This window comes from Anatilimnocola aquadivae (genome assembly GCF_049819085.1).
Taxonomy (GTDB): domain Bacteria; phylum Planctomycetota; class Planctomycetia; order Pirellulales; family Pirellulaceae; genus Anatilimnocola.
Map to the genome: position 1 here is coordinate 4,299,101 of NZ_CP187419.1, position 20,697 is coordinate 4,319,797.

At 56.4% G+C, this 20,697-nt stretch carries 16 protein-coding genes; 6 read left to right on the forward strand and 10 right to left on the reverse strand.

What is annotated here, in order from left to right:
- Positions 1 to 6: 6 nt before the first annotated feature.
- From NA78x_RS17050 to NA78x_RS17075, 6 genes are all read right to left on the reverse strand, one after another.
- Entirely contained in the window at positions 7 to 414 is a 408-nt protein-coding gene (locus NA78x_RS17050) for a hypothetical protein (protein WP_425613574.1), read from the reverse strand.
- A 12-nt stretch (positions 415 to 426) separates the two neighbouring features.
- Positions 427 to 2,958, reverse strand: coding sequence for a cbb3-type cytochrome c oxidase subunit I (locus NA78x_RS17055; RefSeq protein WP_425613575.1), 2,532 nt, complete (start codon positions 2,956 to 2,958; stop codon positions 427 to 429).
- Positions 2,955 to 3,938 carry a cytochrome c oxidase subunit II gene (coxB, locus tag NA78x_RS17060; RefSeq protein ID WP_425613576.1) on the reverse strand — a complete coding sequence of 328 codons (984 nt, stop codon included), beginning with the start codon at positions 3,936 to 3,938 and terminating at the stop codon, positions 2,955 to 2,957. The genes NA78x_RS17055 and coxB overlap by 4 nt, the downstream gene beginning before the upstream one ends.
- Before the next feature lie 4 nt (positions 3,939 to 3,942).
- Entirely contained in the window at positions 3,943 to 5,361 is a 1,419-nt protein-coding gene (locus NA78x_RS17065) for a cytochrome b N-terminal domain-containing protein (protein WP_425613577.1), read from the reverse strand.
- A gap of 9 nt (positions 5,362 to 5,370) precedes the next feature.
- Complete coding sequence (locus NA78x_RS17070) at positions 5,371 to 5,844, reverse strand: ubiquinol-cytochrome c reductase iron-sulfur subunit (RefSeq protein ID WP_425613578.1); 474 nt, start codon at positions 5,842 to 5,844, stop codon at positions 5,371 to 5,373.
- 209 nt (positions 5,845 to 6,053) lie between these two features.
- Complete coding sequence (locus NA78x_RS17075) at positions 6,054 to 6,533, reverse strand: PGPGW domain-containing protein (RefSeq protein WP_425613579.1); 480 nt, start codon at positions 6,531 to 6,533, stop codon at positions 6,054 to 6,056.
- Between the two features lie 45 nt (positions 6,534 to 6,578).
- On the opposite strand from NA78x_RS17075, the gene NA78x_RS17080 reads away from it, so the two are divergent.
- The 3 genes from NA78x_RS17080 to NA78x_RS17090 are packed head-to-tail and all read left to right on the forward strand — an operon-like array spanning position 6,579 to position 9,559.
- Positions 6,579 to 6,884 carry a hypothetical protein gene (locus NA78x_RS17080; RefSeq protein ID WP_425613580.1) on the forward strand — a complete coding sequence of 102 codons (306 nt, stop codon included), beginning with the start codon at positions 6,579 to 6,581 and terminating at the stop codon, positions 6,882 to 6,884.
- A complete protein-coding gene (locus NA78x_RS17085; RefSeq protein WP_425613581.1) occupies positions 6,881 to 7,885 on the forward strand; it encodes an SDR family oxidoreductase in 1,005 nt (334 codons plus the stop codon). The genes NA78x_RS17080 and NA78x_RS17085 overlap by 4 nt, the downstream gene beginning before the upstream one ends.
- Positions 7,886 to 7,921: 36 nt before the next feature.
- Positions 7,922 to 9,559, forward strand: a complete 1,638-nt coding sequence (locus tag NA78x_RS17090; protein WP_425613582.1) for an alpha-amylase family protein — start codon at positions 7,922 to 7,924, stop codon at positions 9,557 to 9,559.
- A gap of 45 nt (positions 9,560 to 9,604) precedes the next feature.
- Here NA78x_RS17090 and NA78x_RS17095 read toward each other — a convergent pair whose 3' ends face one another.
- A complete protein-coding gene (locus tag NA78x_RS17095; RefSeq protein WP_425613583.1) occupies positions 9,605 to 11,941 on the reverse strand; it encodes a PAS domain S-box protein in 2,337 nt (778 codons plus the stop codon).
- A 780-nt stretch (positions 11,942 to 12,721) separates the two neighbouring features.
- On the opposite strand from NA78x_RS17095, the gene NA78x_RS17100 reads away from it, so the two are divergent.
- A complete protein-coding gene (locus tag NA78x_RS17100) occupies positions 12,722 to 13,012 on the forward strand; it encodes a hypothetical protein (RefSeq protein WP_425613584.1) in 291 nt (96 codons plus the stop codon).
- A complete protein-coding gene (locus tag NA78x_RS17105) occupies positions 13,000 to 13,932 on the forward strand; it encodes an ISAzo13 family transposase (protein ID WP_425613585.1) in 933 nt (310 codons plus the stop codon). The genes NA78x_RS17100 and NA78x_RS17105 overlap by 13 nt, the downstream gene beginning before the upstream one ends.
- On the opposite strand, the gene NA78x_RS17110 is transcribed toward NA78x_RS17105, so the two are convergent.
- On the reverse strand, positions 13,902 to 17,276 hold the full coding sequence (locus NA78x_RS17110) for a PAS domain S-box protein (RefSeq protein ID WP_425613586.1): 3,375 nt from the start codon (positions 17,274 to 17,276) through the stop codon (positions 13,902 to 13,904). The genes NA78x_RS17105 and NA78x_RS17110 overlap by 31 nt on opposite strands.
- A gap of 380 nt (positions 17,277 to 17,656) precedes the next feature.
- Positions 17,657 to 18,220: a hemerythrin domain-containing protein gene (locus NA78x_RS17115; RefSeq protein WP_425613587.1), complete on the reverse strand. Its 564-nt coding sequence runs from the start codon at positions 18,218 to 18,220 to the stop codon at positions 17,657 to 17,659.
- Between the two features lie 53 nt (positions 18,221 to 18,273).
- On the opposite strand from NA78x_RS17115, the gene NA78x_RS17120 reads away from it, so the two are divergent.
- Positions 18,274 to 19,416, forward strand: a complete 1,143-nt coding sequence (locus tag NA78x_RS17120) for a D-alanine--D-alanine ligase family protein (protein WP_425613588.1) — start codon at positions 18,274 to 18,276, stop codon at positions 19,414 to 19,416.
- A 45-nt stretch (positions 19,417 to 19,461) separates the two neighbouring features.
- Here NA78x_RS17120 and NA78x_RS17125 read toward each other — a convergent pair whose 3' ends face one another.
- A complete protein-coding gene (locus NA78x_RS17125; protein WP_425613589.1) occupies positions 19,462 to 20,535 on the reverse strand; it encodes a putative zinc-binding metallopeptidase in 1,074 nt (357 codons plus the stop codon).
- Positions 20,536 to 20,697 lie beyond the last annotated feature (162 nt).

The window sequence follows — 20,697 nt, forward strand, 5'->3', positions numbered from 1 at the left end:
GCTTTCTCAGCAGTCGTGCAAGTAGAAAAAAATCGGGATGCTCTCAAACAAGATCACGAACGTGAAGAAGCCACTCGCCAGCAGCCCTGCTCGCGCGGTGTACTTTTCACCGACGCTCTGGGCGTCGTCGGGCTCACGGTTAAGCAGTTGGCGCTCGGTGCGATAAGCCACCCGAGTCGCCGCAGCGGCTAAACCAACGGCAATCGCGGTCGCCACCAGTTCCATCCAAGCCACTAGAGAGATGCCGCCGTAAATGCGAGCTCCCCATCCGCCGACGCAACCGAACTCGGCAATGGCATACGCGGTGAGGAAATGCAACGCCCAGGCAAAGGCACCGCCGAGGAAACCAAACCACAGTGCCGCGCGACGTACGCTTCCTAAAGATGCCTGGCTGCGGGGAAATGCTCTGCTCATTGTTCCTCCCCATCACAGAATGTGTGGCGACAAATACAGCGCGGCGAAACCGAGCGCAGCCATCGCGGCGGTGAAGTAGCTGAAGTGTGCGGCCATTTGCGTATGCAACGCATTAAACAATCGCCAATGCTCCCGCTCGCGCCACAAGCGAATAACCGCAGTGAACGTCAGCCCGAGGCCAATGCCCGCAATCCCGTCCAAGAACCAGCTGAGCAAGAAAAACACAGAGCTATAGGCATTGGTATGCGGCGAAAAGGTCCAGGTCGTCTGGTCGTAGATGTGCAGCGCGAGGAATGCCAGCTGCAGCCCGCTGGCGGCGGCTAACAAGCCGATCGAAAGTCGTCGCTGCCCTCGCCGAAACATTGCCCAGGCAGCGCCACCGGCGGCAGCGCCGAGCAGCAACAGCACAAAATAAGCCGCGGGTGAGAGCAATGCCGGTAGAGGCAAATTGTCTTGCGGCCAGTGCGTCGAATACAATCGCAGATAGAAGTAGACATACAACATCGTACCGATGCACCACCCCAGCACAGCCATCAGAAACAGCAGTCCCAACCACCCTAACGATTGCTTGCCGGTCGTGAAAATGGGGAGACCCGTTTCAGCTGGCAACCGGCTGGTGCGCATTCGCTCCAGTTCTTTGCGATCGGGCCACACCCAGACTGTCACGGCGGCCACAGTGATCAGCAATCCGACCGAAATCAACAGGAACAGCTTGGCGATTGTTGCGACCGTGAGAAGTACAATGCCCAGCGCTGCAATCAAGGGCATGTACGACGGTGTGGCCAGCCGCGCAATCGCCTGCGGCCTACCGGTGATTGCATCGACGAGCAGCGTCGCTCGCCAACCGACAGGCTCGTGGTCGAGCGTTTCGACAATCGCCTCAGACTGCTCATCGGCCGGTGCGCTGGTTTCGGACTCCCACAACGGATGACGGCTGGCGACGGTGGGAATGCGTGCGTAGAGCGCGTAAGCGGGGGGCGAAGGGAGCGACCACTCCAGCGTATCACCTCCCCAAGGATTATCGCCTGCTTCCCGGCCGTAGCGAACCGTGTACATCACGTTGACGACAAACGTGAGAAATCCCACCGCCAGCACAAACGCACCGACCGTCGCGAGCAAATTCAACTGATCGAACCCAAGACTTGCGTGATAGGTATAAACCCGCCGCGGCATTCCCAGCAGCCCGAGAATGTGCATGGGAAAGAACGACGTGTTAAAGCCGACGAAAACCAGCCAGAAGCTCACTTGCCCCCACCGCTCGCTGGGCACGCGGCCGCAGAATTTCGGCAGCCAGTAATAGATGCCTGCCAGGATTGGAAACACGGCCCCGCCGATCAGCACATAATGAAAATGAGCGACCAGGAAATAGGTGTCATGCACCTGCCAGTCAAACGGCACGACGGCTACCATCACTCCCGTCAGTCCGCCCAGCACAAAGATGAACACGAACCCGAGCACGAATAGCAGCGGCGTGACGAGCTGCGGCCGCTGACCCCACAAACTGCCGATCCACGCAAAAATCTGCACGCCGCTGGCAATGGCGATCATCAGGCTCGCGCCGGCAAAAAAGTACAGCGACAGCTCCGGCAGGCCCGTCGTATACATGTGATGGACCCACAGGCCAAAGCTAAGGAAGCCCGTCACCACGATCGCCACGACAATCCATGTGTAGCCAATGAGCCGCCTCGAAAACGTGCAGACGATCATCGACACCACGCCCGTCGCGGGCAGGAAAATGATGTACACCTCGGGATGACCAAAGAACCAGAACAGGTGTTGCCACAGCAGGTGATTGCCGCCGTGCTGATCGTTAAAAAATCGCGTTCCCAGGTCGTGATCCAATTCCAGCAAGAGCGTCGCCATGAAGAGTGTCGTGAACGCGAACACAATCATGAGTGCCGTCACCAGCCACGCCCAGGCATACACCGGCATCTTGTCGAGCGACATGCCAGGTGCGCGCAGGCGAAGAACCGAAATGGTCAGTTCCGCGCCAGCTGCCACGCCAGCCACTTCGGCTGCGCCGAGACCCACGACCCAGAAATCGATTCCTTTGCCGGCAAAGGCGGGTGCCGAAAGAGGCGTGTAGGCGAACCAGCCGATATCAGCGACGGCGTCTAACAGAAAGCCCGAAAAAAAAATCAGGCCACTGAACATGAATACCCAATAGCTGAAGGCCGTCAATCGCGGATAGGCCAGATCACGTGCGCCAAGTAACCACGGCAAGAGGAGCGCCGCGAGCCCTTCCTGAAAAGGGACGGCGAATAAATACATCATCACGGTGCCATGCATCGTGAACAGGCGATTGTAAGTAACCGGCCCGAGAAAATCGTTTTCGGCTCGCGCCAGTTGAATACGCATCAGCAGGGCGAACACCCCGGACACCAGAAAAAAAGAGAAACTCGTCACCAGGAATCGCATGCCGATCTGGAAGTTGTCGACGGTCGCGAGCGTGCACGGAAACCCGCTGGGTTCGTCCCACGTTTTTTTGAATGCGGCCTCGCGGGAAGATTTGTCGTCTTCGGGATCCTCCGGACGTTCCGTCATTTCAGGCTCTCCAGATAGGTGACGAGAGCCTGCGACTCCTCGGCTTCCAAGTACGTCCGTGGCATTTTAACGCCAGGTTTGAGCGCCTGCGGATCGGCAATCCAACCGGCGAGGTTGCCGGCGGTATTCGGCAGGAGCGCGCTGCCGATCATGCGGCGGCTGCCGAGATGCGTCAGATCGGGCCCGGCGTTGCCGGTGGCGGTGGTTCCTTCAATCGCGTGGCACTGTTTACAACCCGCCGTCAGAAAGACCTGCCGCCCGCGATCGATCGCGGGCGATTCTGATTGAGTCCGCTGCTGGCTTTGTACCTTGAGCCATTCAGCAAAGTCGTCCGGTGCTAGGGCAATCACTTCTAGCGCCATATTGGCATGTTGCGTGCCGCAATACTCTCCGCACTGACCTCGATAAACGCCGGGTTCGTCCGCCTGAATCCAGAACTCGGTTTTGATTCCCGGAATCATGTCGCGCTTGCCATGCAGGCGCGGCACCCAAAAGCTATGGATCACATCCGCGCTCGTCAGTTCCAACCGCACCGGTTCGCCGGCTGGGATGTGGATTTCGTTCGCGGTGACAATGCCATGATCCGGATAGCGAACTTCCCACCACCACATGTGACCGACGACGCGAATCGTTTGAGCGTCCTCCGGCATCTGTAAACGGGCCGACGCCAGGAGCGAATACACAAACAGCGGTGTGAGTACGACGATCGGCAGCACCACGCCCCCAGCGATGATAAAGCCAGTGCGGCCCCCAGGAGGCGCTGCCGGCTCCCGGGCGCTTGCAGGAGCAGGTCGCCACCAGATGGCGTACATCATCAGCACGATGACCAGCACAAACACGCCCGTAAATGCGCCGAACATTATCCACCACAGACTAGCGATTTCCGCTGCTGCTGGTCCCGCGGGGTGGACCATCGATTGGACTGGCTCGCCGGCAAATGCCAGCAGCGAGAGTGTCGTTAGAGGCGAAGCTGCTTCCATCACGCTATTCTTGCTTCCGGGGAAAGGTTTGAGCGACCAGGACGTAAGCGACAATCTCTTCCAGCTCGTCGTTGCTCATCCGTCCTGTATAACTGGGCATCGCGACTCCCCGGGGCGGTTGCAGGATGTATTGCCGTAGTTCTGCTTGCGAATAGATCGTGTCAAGCTGAGCGAGATCGGAACCGACCTTCGTTCCGCCTGAGCCGGCCACCGAATGACAATTCGTGCAACCGTACTGCCGGAACAATTGGCGGCCTTGTTCCGCTTCGTAAGCAAGTTCAAAGCCGGCAGGTGTCGTGGGCACTCCAGCCGAAGAGCGCGGGGTCCACGGCGATTGATAACGGAACCAGCTAAGGCCGATCACAGCCAGGACGAGCAGCGAAACGAGCAAGGTCGCGATGGGCCGATTTTTCCAGCCTCGCAGCGGCGAGCGATCGACAAGCGGAAGCATCGCTAGCCCGACAAAGACCGCGACCGGAAACAACCACTGAAACGTCGGTGCCACACTCGGCGGCAGCAGCGCCACCAGCCCGCTATACCAGGCAAACCACCACTCCTCGCTGACAGGCTCCGTCGAAGCGCTGGACGCTGGCGCCAAAAGCGCGCGTGGTCCCAAGGTAAGCGCCAATCCCAGCGCCAAGGTCAAAGACACTATTGACCATGGAGAGATCTTGATTACCGCGGTCGGAAAGAAAACCTCGCCTTTTACCGGATGATCCGCTTGCTCCTGATAGAGCTCGCGCTGCTCTTCGACAGTTTCAATCGGCTCCTTCCGTTCTGCCAGCGTGGTCGTGCCGTGCAGGATGACGAGGTACATGTGATATCCAACGAGTCCGATCAGCAACATTGGCAGAATGACAACGTGCAGCGAGTACACACGGCTCAGCGTCAGCGACGTCACTTCCGGCCCTCCTTGAATCAGCAATACCAGCTGTTCGCCCAAGACCGGTACGCTTTGCAGAGCGGCGAACAGGACCTTGAGGCCATAAAAGCCGCGTTGGTCCCAGCGCAGCACATATCCGAGCAATGAGGTCGTGAGCACAATGAATAGGAGAAAAACTCCGATCAGCCACGTTCCTTCTCGGGGCGATTTGTAACCGCCATTCAGCAACTGGCGACAGAGATGCAGGAACAGCATGACCACCATCAGCCCGCCGGACCAATAGTGAAGGCCGCGCACAAACGAGCCCAGCGTCTGCCGCTCTGTGATGTATTTGACACTTTGATAGGCTTCGTCGACCGCGGGACAATAGCCCAGCGACAAGACTACGCCGGTGATTACGAGCACGGACAGCAACACGAGCAGGGCCATGCCGTCGCCGTGATACCACGGATCTTTGGGCACATTGCGATCCAACAAGTGATCCCAAATCGGGCCCAGGCCGAAGCGATCGACAAGCCAGCGCAGCGATGAGCGGACCATGTCGCTTCCTTAAGTAGCGGGGGGAAGTGAAGCGACGTCGATTTCCAGAACGCCCTCGTGAACCCGGTTCACATAACGGAGCATCGGCGATTTCGGGGGCCCCGCCAGTCGCTGGCCATCCTGAGCAAAGATGCCGCCGTGACAGGGGCACAGAAAACAGCCGCTTCTCCGTTCAAATTCCAGCGGGCAGCCCAGGTCAGTGCAGCTGCGCGAAAAGACGATGATTTCCTCGTTGCTTGGCCGCCAGACAAATACCGCTTGTTCGCCAATCCGTCGCGGCCAGATGTCGCGATCCAAAGCAATCACAGCGGGTGTTACCGTGGCGAGGGGAAAGAGTTCTAGCTTTCCCAGCCGTCGCCAATTCTCTCGCGCTGGTTGCCAAGCGGGAGACAGCGCTGCGATCAACGCCGGCAATCCGATAGCGCTGCCAGCCAAGGCCGATCCTGCGGCAACAAGCAACCCAGAGACGGTTCGCCGCTTCATCGCTTACACTCTCCGGAGCAGGTGAAAGGGCATTAACGAGTGGACGAATCGAAAGGAGTCAGCAGGGAAGTTCAACCAGCAGCCACGTTGCTCGTTACGAAGCCAGCGGCAGTAGTTTTGCCCAGAATTTCCGAGCGTCTTGCCTGCTACCGATGCATGGTCGCCGGCTGAAATCCGGGATGGCGGTGCAAGAAGCACATTTTGTACCACTATCTTTTCGCGGGCAGCGACAAGGGCTCCCGACCAAATTTCGCTCGCCAGCGGTTCACCGATTCGAGCATGCCAGAGCGTCTGAGCAAGGCGGCAATCAGGTGCTGTTTGCCGGGAATGCTCAACAGCATTAGCCCAATCAGAATCGTCAACAAGCCTTGCCCCGGCAGCACCAGCATGATGACTCCCAGCGCGATCAAGACGAGGCCGAGTAGATTCTTCCCGATTACGAAGTCCCAGGAAGCGGGAGAACGATATTTATCCGCCCCCTTTCCTGAACGACTGAAGCCTGAACGACTGAAGTAGTTGGATGGCAAATAGATCAAGAGCAATGCGCCGATAACGGCTGTGCCCGCTACCATGGCGACTCCGATGGCTATGTACCAAGCAATTGCTTGAAGTTCCATGACGAGCCGCAAAGGCAAAACAAATGCCACGCATTGAAAGCCCCGCTTCGGTACACCGCTTGCTTTCTCCATTTAACTGAGATTCATGAGGAAGTTTACCGGTAAAGGTTTACCAACATGCCGAGTACGAACACTGAGAAGCATCCAAAATCCCCGCTGTCTCCACAAACGCAATGCGAGCGGCGCCTCGATTCGAAAATGACGCAGGAGCCTCGGTATCAAGCGCCGCTCTACAAAGGCGGGGACAAGCTCAATCACAAAGTCGCGGTCATCACAGAAGGCGACTCGCGCATCGGCCGCGCGATCGCAATCCTGGACGCCTCCTCGGATTTGGATTCCAGTTACATCAGCGGCGAGTTACTGACGGCGCTGGGCTGGGAAACTCTCGCCCTTAACGCGAAGCCCGCAGGCCATGATTCATGACTTCCCCATCCCAGCACCGTCCGGTTGTTGTCGTCACCGGCGCCTCGGCAGGCGTCGGCCGGGCCGTTGTGCGCCATTTCGCGAAGCAGGGAGCGAAAGTTGGGTTGCTCGCCCGCGGCGTGGAGGGCCTTGAGGCTGCCCGGGCCGAAGTTGAACAAGCGGGCAGCGAAGCGCTCGTGCTCCCCACCGATGTCGCCGATTCCGCTGCGGTCGAAGCTGCCGCTGTGGTAGTGGAAGAGCAACTCGGTCCCATTGATATCTGGATCAACAACGCGATGGTATCCGTGTTTTCGCCGGCCAAGGAAATGACGGCAGAGGACTATCGCCGCGTGACGGAAGTCACCTATCTAGGCTATGTGTACGGCACGCTCGCGGCTCTGCATCGCATGCTGCCGCACGATCGCGGCATGATTGTGCAAGTCGGCAGCGCGCTGTCCTACCGCGGCATTCCGTTGCAATCGGCCTACTGTGCAGCCAAACATGCAATCGAAGGGTTTTCGGAATCGGTACGCACGGAACTGATTCACGATCGCAGTCAGGTGCGTCTCACCTTGGTCCATTTGCCAGCCATCAACACGCCTCAGCACAGCTGGTCGAAGAGTCGCATGCCGCAGAAGGCCCAACCCGTGCCTCCGATCTTTCAACCTGAACTAGCCGCGGAGGCCATCTACCATGCTGCCTACCATTACCGCCGCGAATGGACACTCGGCATGATTACCGACCTCGTACTGGTCGGCAATGCAGTTGCGCCGGGCGTGGGCGATTGGTACATGGCCCGCACGGGCTACGAATCGCAAATGACCGACGAGCCGGAAGTCGCCGATCGTCCGCACAACCTTTGGGATCCACTTCCGGGTGACTACGGCGCACACGGCCGGTTCAGTGCGAAAGCCCGCGGGTGGAGCGTGCAGTGGTGGCTTACGCGTCACCGCTGGGCCGTTTTGCTGGCCGCCGCCCTGCTCGTTGGTTTGGGAATCCTGGCGTGGAAAATGATCGATTAGCTGCCGAATACGAATTGCCCAGTGAGGAACCGCAACATGATCGACCTGTGGTACAAGGACGCCGTCTTCTACGAAATTGACGTCAAGACGTTCCAAGACTCGAACGGCGATGGCTATGGCGACTTTCCCGGCTTGATTCGACGCTTGCCTCACATCACGAGTCTGGGTGTGACCTGCATCTGGTTGCAACCCTTTTATCCATCGCCGCTGAAAGACGACGGCTACGATGTGGCCGATTTCTACAATGTCGATCCGCGACTGGGAACATTGGGAGACTTCGTCGATTTTGTCCGCCAGGCCCGCGAGCGTGGCCTGCGCGTGCTGATCGATCTGGTGGTCAACCACAGCTCCGATAAGCATCCCTGGTTTCAATCCGCTCGTGCGAGCCCCACGTCTCCATATCGCGACTACTACATCTGGTCCAAAACGAAACCGGAAGACGCTGAGCAGGGCGTAATCTTCCCGGGCTCGCAACACACGATTTGGACCTACGATACCGAGGCTAAGCAGTACTACCACCATCGGTTCTACGAACATCAACCGGATCTCAATATTGCCAACCCAGTGGTGCGCGACGAAATCTGCAAGATCATGGGCTTCTGGCTAGAACTCGGTATCAGCGGGTTTCGGCTCGATGCGGCCCCGTTTCTCGGCGGCAGCCCGGAGGACGAGGGCGATCCGTCGTTGCAACTCTTTCAGCATTTAGAACAGTTTCGCCAGTTCCTCTCCTGGCGGAGCAGTTCCGCGATCATCCTCGCCGAAGCGAACGTCTCGCTGAAAGAAGTGGAGAAGTACTTTGATCATGGCCCACAACTTCACATGCTGTTCAACTTCTTGATGAATCAGAAGATATTCCTGGCGCTAGCGCGGGAAGAGGCCGAGCCGATTGCGGATCTGCTGCAGCAACTGCCCTCACGCAAGGAAACAGGTCAGTGGGGCAACTTTCTTCGCAATCATGACGAGTTGTCGCTCGATCGCTTGACCGAGGCGGAACGTGAGGAGGTCTTCGCCATCTTCGCTCCGGAGGAAAATATGCGGGCCTATGGCCGGGGCATCCGTCGCCGGTTGGCGCCGATGCTCAACGACGACCGCCGCCGCGAAGAGCTGGCCTATAGCTTGCTCTTCACGCTGCCCGGCTCGCCCGTGCTGCGATACGGCGACGAAATCGGCATGGGAGAGGATCTGTCGTTGCCGGAGCGCCTGACCGTTCGCACGCCCATGCAATGGAGTGCGGAGAAAAACGGAGGCTTCTCGAGGGCTGACCCCGAGCGCCTGATTCGTCCCGTCGTCATGACCTCCGATTTTGGTTTCGAGCGGGTCAATGTCGCCACGCAAGACCGCGAGCAGGACTCGTTAATGAGTAAAATCCAGCACCTGCTGCACATCCGCAAAAAGTGCCCTGAAATTGGCTGGGGCAGCTACCGGGTTTTGCCAGGTTGCCATCGCAGTGTGCTCGCTCACCGCTGCGAATGGCGCGAAGGCGCATTCGTAGCCGCACACAATCTTTCCAGCCAGGCCGTGCAGACTTCGCTCTCCATCGAAGACGGCGAAACCTTAATCGAACTCGCTAGCGACTGCCGCTGCCAGAACGTCGACGACCCCACCCGCATTGAACTCGCAGCCTACGGTTATCGCTGGTTCCGTATTCAAGGCGAGAAATGGAAATTCCTCTGATCCTACGATGAAAACCTGCGTCGGCCACATCGACCTCGGCGAATTCTACGTAGCGGCCCGCTTGGACAAGGAAAAGACAGTTACTAAAAGTTCCTGAGGTTCGATTGGCTTTGTTATGTGAATCTGATACCCAGCGAGCAAAGCGCGTGTGCGATCTTCGGAACGTGCAAAGGCTGTCAGCGCGATTGCAGGCGTCTGACCGCCGTCTTCAGCCTTTCGTGACCGCAGTTCGCGAACAAACTCGTAACCGTCCTTTCCGGGCATCCCGATGTCGCTAATGATGATATGGGGTCCGAATCCCTGGATCATTTTGATTGCGTCGTCTGCACTGTGCGACGTTTGGACGACAGCACCACATTCGGAAAGTAGCCGCTTCACGAAAGTTCTCGTATCAGGCTCATCATCGACTAGCAGTACTTTTACGTTCTCAAGACTAATCTGGTTGCAGTCGAGCTGTAGCGCGCGTGAAGCGGTCGGATGCTCGCGCTTCGCCGCCTGTAGCAACGGTGCTGTGGGCAAATGAACATTGAATGTCGAGCCTTGTCCTTCGCCAGCGCTCTTTGCTCGAACCGTACCACCGTGTAGTTCGACGAGATGTTTAACGATCGCCAAGCCGAGTCCCAGGCCCCCGTGGCGGCGTGTCGTAGACGAATCAACCTGTCGAAATCGCTCGAAAATAATCGGCAGGAAGTCTGGGTTGATGCCAGCACCGTTGTCGCGCACCGTGATCTCAATGTGCGAATTGACCCGTTCTAAATAAACGTCAACCTTGCCCCCTTTCGACGTAAACTTGATGGCATTGGACAGAAGATTCCAGAGAATCTGTTGCAACCTGGTTGGATCTCCATTGATCGGCCCCGCGAGCGGATCAAGCACTTTGCGGAGAGTAATCGACTTGGCATCGGCAGCTGGCCTTACGGATTCCATGGCGGATTCGATGACGCTTGCCAAGTCGACAATTTGCACCTCGAGTCGGAATTTGCCGGAGACAATCCGGCTCATGTCCAGCAGGTCTTCCACGAGCTGCGCCTGAATGCGAGCGTTTCGCTGGATGATCTCCAGGCCTTCATCCAGGCTCGCGTCGTCACGAACAGTGCTCAATAGCTGCGACCAACCTAAAATCGCATTTAGTGGCGTACGTAGTTCATGACTGACGGTTGCCAAAAATTCATCTTTCAGATGGCTCGCGTGTTCCGCTTCGCTTCGCGCTGCCCGCTCACTTTTAAGCAAAGCGTCTCGCTCACTTTCGTGTCGTAGCTGTTCCGTGACGTCGCGGGCGATCTTTGAAGCACCAACCACCTTGCCTTCCGCGTTTCGGACCGGTGACACCGTAATTGAAACGGGGATCCGTTTCCCGTCTTTGCGAACTCGCTCCGTAGCGTAGTGCTTGATTCGCTCACCGGCGGCAATTCGACTGACGATTTGAGTTTCATCGGACAGCAACTCAGCGGGAAACAACATTGTGATCGGTCGACCAATTGCTTCTTGAGCTGAATAGCCAAACAACTGCTCGGCACTAGAATTCCAGCTCGTAATGATGCTCTGTAGGTTCTTGCTGATGATCGCATCGTCCGAGGAATCGACAATTGCCGCGAGCAGGAACTTGGCTTGATCCGTCCGCTTGCGCTCGGAAACGTCGCGGGCAATCTTCGACGCGCCCACGACAGCTCCCTTGCCGTCTTTAATGGGTGAGACTGTTAGCGATACGTGGATTCGTTTGCCATCCTTGCGAATGCGTTCAGTTTCATAATGCTCGACGCGCTCAGACCTGGCGATCTTCGCCAGGATTTCAGACTCTTCTCCCAACCGGTCTGCGGGAATCAGAATTGTTACGGGCTTGCCGATTACCTCCTCTTCGGAATAGCCAAAGATCCGCTTCGCTCCGCGGTTCCAGCCGGTGATGAATCCCGTTGTCGTCTTCGAGATGATCGCGTCATCGGCTGAATCAACGATTGCATCGAGTCTGCCACGGAGTTCATCAAATTGCCTTAACGCGGTGATGTCACGAAATCCCCACACGTGACCCACGGTCGTATCGTGCATTACCTGTGAATGCGAAGAACACGCGATCGTTCGTCCGTCGACCAACTGCCATTCCGCCGAATCACTCCCAGAAGCATTTTGAATGGAGTTTAGCCAGAAATCGTAGTCAGTGTGATTAGAACGCTTCTCACAGAGATGAGCAGTGAGGTCCAGAAAGTCGCTTAGAGATTTTCCTTTCACCGCATCCGGCGGCAAACACCAAACCTCCAACAGTCGAGCGTTGTATTCGGTGATGCGGCCAGTTAGATCTGTGATAAGGATTGCATCCTGCGTTGCTTCGAGAGTGGCCCTGAGCACCGAAACTGTGTGTACGAGCTCGTTTGGCGAGTTTGGCTGCATGCAGTTCTCGATGGTTGTGAATAGACCAGTGTGTTCACAATGCACGCAGCAGATGGACGTCGAGGTCACCGCGTCGATGAACGCTGCGTGACGCGCATGCACTCGGTGTTTGTCAGCGAATGGTATGCCGTGCAGAACGGCCGACTCAATCGTCCAATTCGATCAGAGCCAGCGCTGGCATGATCGCTTAGCTCGTCGTGAGGAGGTCGCACAGTGCCTCCAGATGACCTCAAAAGTACGTGGCCAGCTTCGACGAGTTCTGGAACGTGGACGAGGGCGGCTCGTTCTACTCGCACTCATAATCAGCTGCCACGAGCCACACACTTCCATCATGTCTCTCGCGGCCGGCAACCCGGATGATGTACACGTCGATGATACTTCGCCATCAATATGGTCGGTGACTAGGTGGCTGTCAGCGATGCTGCTGTCCAACTATGCAGCTGCAGAGCGGAACATTCCACCCAGCCGTCTGGATCCAAGAAAAAGAGGTCATCGGCTTCGGCGTAATTTTCCAATTGCGGAACGACATGATGTTCTTGGCGGGATCGCGAGACGTGCAGTCACTCAACTTACGCTTTTCTCTTTTTCTGTTTTTGCGTAGCACGGCCTTTCACCTTCAACTACCGGCGTTTCAACTCGGCCAATACTCTCTCAACCGCTTGCGGCTCCGGCGGCTTCACCAAATGGTGATTAAGGGCCAAACGCGAAATAACTTCCTTTGGTACTGTCGCATGATAATCTGAAGGGGGGGCATGGAGTCAGTCACAGGAGGGCTCAGCGATGAAGGTTTATCGGGCAACGGTCGAGCGGCAGATGGTGAAGGTGTATGGGGCGTTATCCGAGAAGGATCGGCGACGCTACGCGGCGGTCGAAGCGGTGAAACTCGGGCATGGCGGTGTGCAGTACATCGCCGATTTGTTTGGTTGCGATCCCGACACGATTCGCCACGGCGCGGAGGACATCGAGCAGCTGCCGGAGGACGAAGCTGCGGGACGCGTTCGCAAAAAAGGGGAGGCCGAAAGCCAGCTAGCGTTGCGCAACCGGAAATCATTCCTGCAGTGGAAGCCCTGATCGAGCGCGACACGGCCGGTTCGCCCGTCGACGAAAACATTCGCTGGACGAACCGCTCGGTTCCTGAATTGGCGGAGGAGTTGCAAGAGCAGGGCTTTGAGATTGGTCCCGATGCGTTGCGGCGAATCTTGTTCGACGAGCTTGGTCTTTCGCGGCGACAGGCGTACAAGGACGAAGCGGCGTGTGAGTTTGAACATCGCGACGAGCAGTTTCAATTCATTGCCAAGCTCCGCACGAAGTACGAGCGGAACGATTGGCCGGTGCTGAGCATCGACACGAAAAAGAAGGAAATTCTCGGCGATTTCTTTCATCCGGGCCGAGCGATCACCGATGGCCGCGTGGTCGTGCAAGATCACGACTTCGTAACTGCCGAGCAACGACTGGTGCCTTACGGCGTGTACGACACTCGCCGTAATGAAGCGTTCATGTACTTGGCCCGCGGCGCCGACACCAGCGAACTCGCTTGCGATGCGATCCGTCGGTGGTGGGAACGAATGGGTCGGGAACATTACTGGTACGCGCCGCGACTGTTGTTGCTGTGCGACTGCGGCGGCAGCAACGGGTGTCGCCAGCATCGCTTCAAGGAAACGCTATGCCACCTGGCCCATGATCTGCGCTGCGACGTGCAGGTGGCTCACTATCCGCCGGGCTGTTCGAAATACAATCCCATTGAGCATCGCCTCTTCTGTCACGTCTCGCGCGCGATCAAGGCCGTGGTGCTCAAGACCATTCAAGTTGCGCGGAACTTTATCGCACGCACTCACACGACGCACGGACTGCATGTCGTCGCGGAAGTTGCCCGCCGGATGTATCAGAAGGGAATCAAAGCCAGCCAAGCCTTCCTCGATCACAATCCCATTCGCTTCAATAGCTTCCTGCCCCAACTCAACTACACAGCGCCCGCCTTCAACCCCCTATGATCAAAAGCCGAAGTTATTTCGCGTTGGGTTCTAAATCCTGCTTCGGCCGTGCGGCGGCGATCCTCCTGCTGCCCCCAGCCTGTCAGTGCTGCCAATACAACATTCTCCAGCCCCGTCAGTTGTCGCATTTGGCGTGCGACCTCATATCCGTCCATTCCCGGCATTCCGATGTCCAAGAACACAATATCCGGGACGAAAGCCTTCGTCACTTCTAACGCTGCCAATCCACTGTGAGCCACACGCACTTCATGGCCTTGTAGTCTAAGCAACATGGCGAAGCTCAAGGCCGCATCCTGGTTGTCGTCAACGACCAGCATCCGATGGCCGGAAGCCAAAATAGGTTGCCTCGACCGTGCCGGTCCAGAATCGCCTTTAGCCCGAAGTGCCTGCGCCGAGATCGGCAGCCGAACCACAAACTCGCTTCCTTGGCCCAAACCTGCACTTCGAGCCTCGACCGAACCGTTGTGCAACTGGACGAGGTTCTTGACCAAGGTAAGTCCGATGCCTAGCCCACCCTGCGCCTTTGTCGTGGCGTGGTCAACTTGCACGAACAACTCGAAGATGCGATGAAGCATGCCGGCGGAAATACCGATGCCGCTGTCCAATACCTTCAAGACCGCTTCACTACCGTCCCGTTCAGCGGTAAGCCAAATACGCCCATTTGCTTCCGTGTACTTGGCGGCATTGGTAAGGAGGTTGCCGACGACCTGGGTGAGTCGCACCGGGTCGGCATCGAGCAGAAGAGATTCCTTCGGAAGTTGCACATTCAAGTTGTGGCCCTGCGCATCCATGAGCGGCTGCACGGTCTCGACCGCACGGGCCACGACTGTGGCAAGCTCAATCCGCTCTTTGCGGAGTTCAATTCTGCCACGCATCACACGGGAGACATCCAAGAGGTCATCTACCAGTCGCACCAGATGGTGGACTTGTCGTTCCATCATCTCTCGTGAACGCTCGACGGTTTCCGCATCGACCCTGGGCAACTTAAGGATTTGCAGGGCATTCCTGATCGGAGCCAAAGGATTCCGCAGTTCATGGGCAAGGGTGGCAAGAAATTCGTCCTTGCGTTGGTCCGTGTTCCGAAGCTCTTGAACTAAACGAATGTTCGCATCTTCCGCGATCTTACGTTCGTGAACATCGAATACACATCCGACAAAGCCCTGGAACTTGCCAGCCTCGAATCGAGGCAAACCAGCATCGACGGCCCAGCGATATTCGCCATCGTGCCGACGCACCCGGTATTCGATACTGAAGGGCAGTTGACCTTCAGTGGCGCTGAGGAAGGTGCGTCTTGTTCGGTCGAGGTCGTCTGGATGAATGGCTTCCAGCCAGCCATACCCCACGTCTTTTCCTGGTGTTCTGCCCGTGAACTCGTACCAATGCGCACTCATGAACGTGCAATGGCCAGTCAGGTTCGTGACCCACAGCATCGCAGGTGCGTTGTCCGCCATGCTACGGAATAGTGCTTCGCTTTTCCGTACTGCTTCCTCGGCTTTTTTTCGGTCGGAGATGTCATTCACCAACACAAACAGGCCCACGACCCCACCATTGTCGAAATGAGGAACGTAAGTTGCGTCGATCCAGCGTTTGCCTGCGTCCTTGTATTGAACCTCGGCTTCGTAGTGTACGGTTTGACCCGAAAATGCTGCTTCAACCTTTTCGCAGATGACGGACCAAGCCGCTTCTCCCAACACATCTCGCATGTGTCGCCCGGTAACTTCATTGCGAGAGTGCCTAAACCACTCCTCATACGCGCGGTTGTTCAGTCGATAGATGCCTTCTGAATCTACGTAGGAAATTAACGTCGGTAGCGAGTCAGTAATTAGGCGCAGCCGTTCCTCGGTTCGCTGTAACGCCACTTCCGCGTTCTTCCGTTGGGTAATGTCCTCATGGACTAACACGACCTCACGCACATTCCCAGTCTCGTCCTTGATTGGGTAGGCCATCGCAGATACCCAGCGCAACGGGTCTTGGTATTTGCTTCGGTTCGGGATTGTTTCGTTTGGGTCGTAAAGGATCGCCGGGACGTGGCTCGGCTCCCCGGCGAAGGCTCGCCGAATGGAGGGCAGCACTCCTTTGGCGTCAAGCTGTGAGTCTTCGAGGACGTTGTAATCAGCGATCTGCTCGAACTTGAGTCCCCATAGTTCCTCCCATGCCGTATTGACTCGTAACGTGCGGCCGTCAGCGGAGAACAATTGGATGCTGAACGGGGCCTGCTCCATCAAGCTGCGAAAACGCTCCTCGCTGTGACTTATCTGCTCCTCGGACTGCCGCCGGTCGGTCACATCCCGCGTAGTACCGGCGACTGCCTCAACCTCGCCGCTCTCTCCGAGGACCGGAACGAAGATATACTCGTATATGCGGCGACCAAACGTGCCCGTGAACGGAACCTCGCCTCTAATTGGCTGCTTCGTGGCGACCACCTTGTCGATCTCCCGATCGTGCATGGCGGCATGCCATGTCTCATACCCAAGTTCAAGGCAGTTCTTACCGATGGCCTCGTCCCAGGTCTTCCCCCACATCCGTAGCAGGACTTCGTTGGCATAGGCGAAGCGGTGATTGAGGTCGAAGACATAGACAAGATCGGGGGTGTTGGAGAGTGCCGCCTCGTACAGCCGATGCTTTCGGTCGGCTTCTCTCGCCTGATTGATACGTTCGGCTTCCGTTCTCGCACGCTCGAATGCCTCCGAGGTCAGTGCTACGTTCATTCGGGTCAAGTCTGCTGTTCGTTCCTTTACCCGCTGTTCGAGGTGGCATTTGATCCGACTCAACTCGTCGTTTGCCTGACGTAGTTGTTTATTGGCGACCTGGATCTCTTGTGCCCGCAGAAAGATTTCAGCCTCCATCTGCTCGCCTCGGATACGCATCTCCTGCGCCAGCTTCTCCTGCTCCAGACCCCGTTGCTTGAGCCGAACGAATTCCGTCACATCTTCAACTCGGTGAATGATGTAGGTGATTCTGTCACCGACCCCGAAAACGGGCGAGTTGATCGGACTCCAGTACCGTTCCTCGAAACCACCACCTTCAGCGACGGGCCGGCGAATGTCGTACTTCTGGACTGCCATTGCGTCTGGCAGGTTGTTTCGCAGCACTCTCTCCAAAGAGGCTCGCAGATTGCTAACCCCCGACGCGGTAGGGTCGTCCGGGTTGTCGGGAAAGACATCGAAAATGTCCTTACCCAAAATGGATTGCCGCTGTGTCATCGTGGCCTGCAGATAGCCGTTGCTTACCGCAGCAATCTTCAAATCCGGCGTCAGCACCAGGTACAGCCCGGGCGCAGACTCAAACAGTACTTGAAAATCAAGTTCTGGGCAGCCAGCAATGTCGTGCTTCAGGTTATCCACAGGCTAATGAGGCCGCCAATACCGTGTGGGATGGCGGCGATAACTTTGTGAGGCGTACGTACGGCGATGGCTATTCCCACACGCTTGAGCACGAGTATATCAAAGCGCAACCATACTGATTTTGTGCCGCGCTCGAAAGAAGATGGTCAATCGCCCATTACCGTGCGCAGAACGTCACTCCGCGCGACACACTCTTCGCAGGAGCATCGCCTGGATTGCAGCGGCCGCAGTCGCTGAATGCGACAAGCCATTTTTTGAAAATCCTTTCAAGGACCCTCGCCCAACTGGATGCACAGCAGCCAGCTCGGCAATTTCGGGAACGCGGGTGCTCAATCAAGGTGCCCGCTCGACTGGCAAACTTCCAGTAGTTCACGAGAGCCTTACCGCGACTTTCGCTTTGCGACTTTCGGAACCTTACGTTTGGCTGCACTCGCTGGTGAGTCACCTTTTCCACGGCTTGACTTCACCATCTTCTCTTCGCCGCCTTCAGGAACGCCATCGGCTAGCAACCTCCCTTTCCGTCGCAGCATCTGTTCGCTGAGCTCAGCAAAGTCGACTTTGACGCTTCGCGCTTTGGGCAGCATCTCATTCTCTTCCTCCTTGATGTGGTGGCGAATATTCTCAGCTAAAACTAGGAATTTCGCGTCGTAATGGCTTTCAGAACCGTCCATTGACTCCAATTCGGCGATAAGAAGTTTCGCGACATGATGCTCTTCATCTGCCTCATTCATTATCGCTTTGCCAACCGACTTGCGCACCGCGGGGTAAAAGAGTTCCTCCTCAATGGCTGCGTGGATTTTGAGCTCGGTGAGCGCCTGAAGCACAATCTTGTTCTTGGCCGCGCGCGTTTTGGCGCACTCAAATTGATCGAAAAGAGTTTTTACTGCTTTGTGATCTGCCCGAAGCAGCGATTCAGCAGGATTGCGACTAAACAACTCGAACATATGTCTTCCCTCCAGATGTGCTTACTTGTTTATCAGCAGGTTAAGCAAGTTCTATGCCTACGCGTCGATCGCACGGGCCGGGAGCGGCTGTTCACGAGTCGACTCTCAGAACCAAACGCGGCGGCACTAGATTTGCCTCCACCCAGCAGAAGATCATTTTTCTCTCTTACTTACCGGACGTGTCCCACATGCGAATTACGGTTCTGGCTTATCAAGAGCCTGACGACGAAAGCCCTGACATTGTGGTACCACAAGTTGCTGAGGCGCTTGATCAACTCGGGCACGCCGTTTCATGCTTCGCGATCACTGAAGACGTCGGCAAACTCGTCCAGGGAGTGCGCGACCAAAAACCTGACTTGATCTTCAATCTGATGGAAAGCTTTGGAGATGATGTTCTCGGTGGGCTGATGGGGGTGACGGGAGTGCTCGACTTGCTGGAGATACCGTACACCGGCGGCGGACCCGGTGAGATCTACCTACAGGAAGATAAGGCGCTTTCGAAAAAGCTACTGGCCTATGAGCAGGTACTGTACCCCGACTTTGCTTCGTTCGCACCGAACGCCGATTTTGAAACGGGGGGCAAGTTAAGAATGCCGCTGTTCGTGAAACCGCTGCGTATGGACGGCAGCGTGGGAATCGTCGGCAAAGAGTCACTCGTCAAGAATGCTTCAGAATTGATGGAACGGGTTCTGAGTATCAATAAGGAACTGGGCGATTCAGCCTTGGCTGAAGAGTACATCGACGGTCGCGAGTTTTATGTCGGCATTTTGGGCAACATGCAACCGCAGACATTTGTACCGATTGAAATGGACTTTTCTGGCTTCACAGCCGACATGCCACGCGTCCTCGATAGCAAGGCAAAATGGGAGGAAGATAGCGCCGAGTTCAAAGGGAGCAAGGCGGTGATGGCAGACAAACTAGAGCCTGAATTGCTGGCAAAACTACAGAAGACGGCTCTCGATGCCTATCGTGCTCTACGTGTTCGCGATTACGGTCGAATCGACATGCGTTTGACAGCGAGCGGTGAGATCTACGTGATTGAAGTGAACGCCAGTTGTTACCTTGAACAGACTAGCGAATTTGCGATGTCGGCAGCAGCAGGTGGCATCGACTATCCGCAACTTGTCGGCAAGATAGTGGATCTGGCGCTTGAGCGCGACTCACATCGCCGCAAGGTTCGTCCGAAGTCGGAGTAAGGTAAGTCCATGACAATCTGCTCGAATTGAACACGATTTAGTTAGCTAGCTGTCGGCAGCCTCTGATCGTTTTAACTGCGGGAAGTAGCTGCCGCGGTGGACGAAGTTCATCGCCAGTGAAGTGATGAAGGTCGTCAGTGCGATGATCATGCCTGCTTCGCTTGCCTGGTAATAAACTTGATCCAGCACCTCGGCCCGCTGAGCGAGTGCTCGAATCAGCACTCGCGTTCTCTCGGGAAAATGTCCGGTCCAGCGAAAGACTTCTGCCATTATTCTCCTTTCTTCACGCCGAATGAGCGCTGCCGCCGAAATCTTCGTGGAAATCGCATCCGGAGAATCTGGCGACTGAGCTTCCCACTCCTCACGATCGAGAAAAATTGCTCGAAGCGAGCCATCAAGCCCCGGAAACTTCTCATCTGTAGCTCCGGCAATCCGCTGGTAGTACTGCTCCAGCGAATACGTCAGTTCTCCAACATCTTCGTCCTTTTCATGAATTGCGATGATCGGGGCGGTATTTTTAAGATTCGTCATCAGTTGTTCGCAGTAATGCAACTTGGCGAGCGCACCGGGAGAATCTTGATATTGCTCCAGCCAACTTGTGTTCGGTGTTAGCCAAACCGCGAACGTCTCGGCCCAATCCTCGTCGGGATGTTTTTGCGCATACCAGCCGGGTAGGTGCGAAACGAAGTTCTTACTGAAGGCTACGGGGCGATAATCTTCCTCATACGGTTGAGTAATCGCACCGAAGAATTTGACCCAGTCTTCACGCTCGTACAACTTGTACGCGTAGTTTACTACGTGCCCCGTTTCATGTCGTAGGTAGCGAAGCACATCAGCTGGATTAAAGCCTTCAATGTGCCCGACTTCTTCGTCGTGTAAGCGCGTGAGTTCGGCATTGGCCAGGTAAAAAGGGATTCCGATCGTAATGCTTCCAAACGCAACCCCCCACTCCGTCGATAGGTGAACCCGCGGCTGAAGAAGTGTTATGTCTTTCGCCAATAATTCGGCTTCAAGTCTGCGTATCAGGGGCTCCAAACGTGTGCCAGCAACCTTTAACGAAAGGTCGCGGATCGGCGTGCGGTACTGCGGTGATTCGCGGAAAATTGGCGTGGTTTGCATGATTCAAATTTGTCTAGGAGAAAACGTGGATCGCGATCAACCCTGCAACCGCTGCGCCAAGTTCTATCTCTCGGCGGTCACAAAGATCGCCTTGCGACTCGAATCCGACTGAAAATGCGACTGCAAAACCTCCAACTGCGAATTGCGTTTCGCAAATTGAAA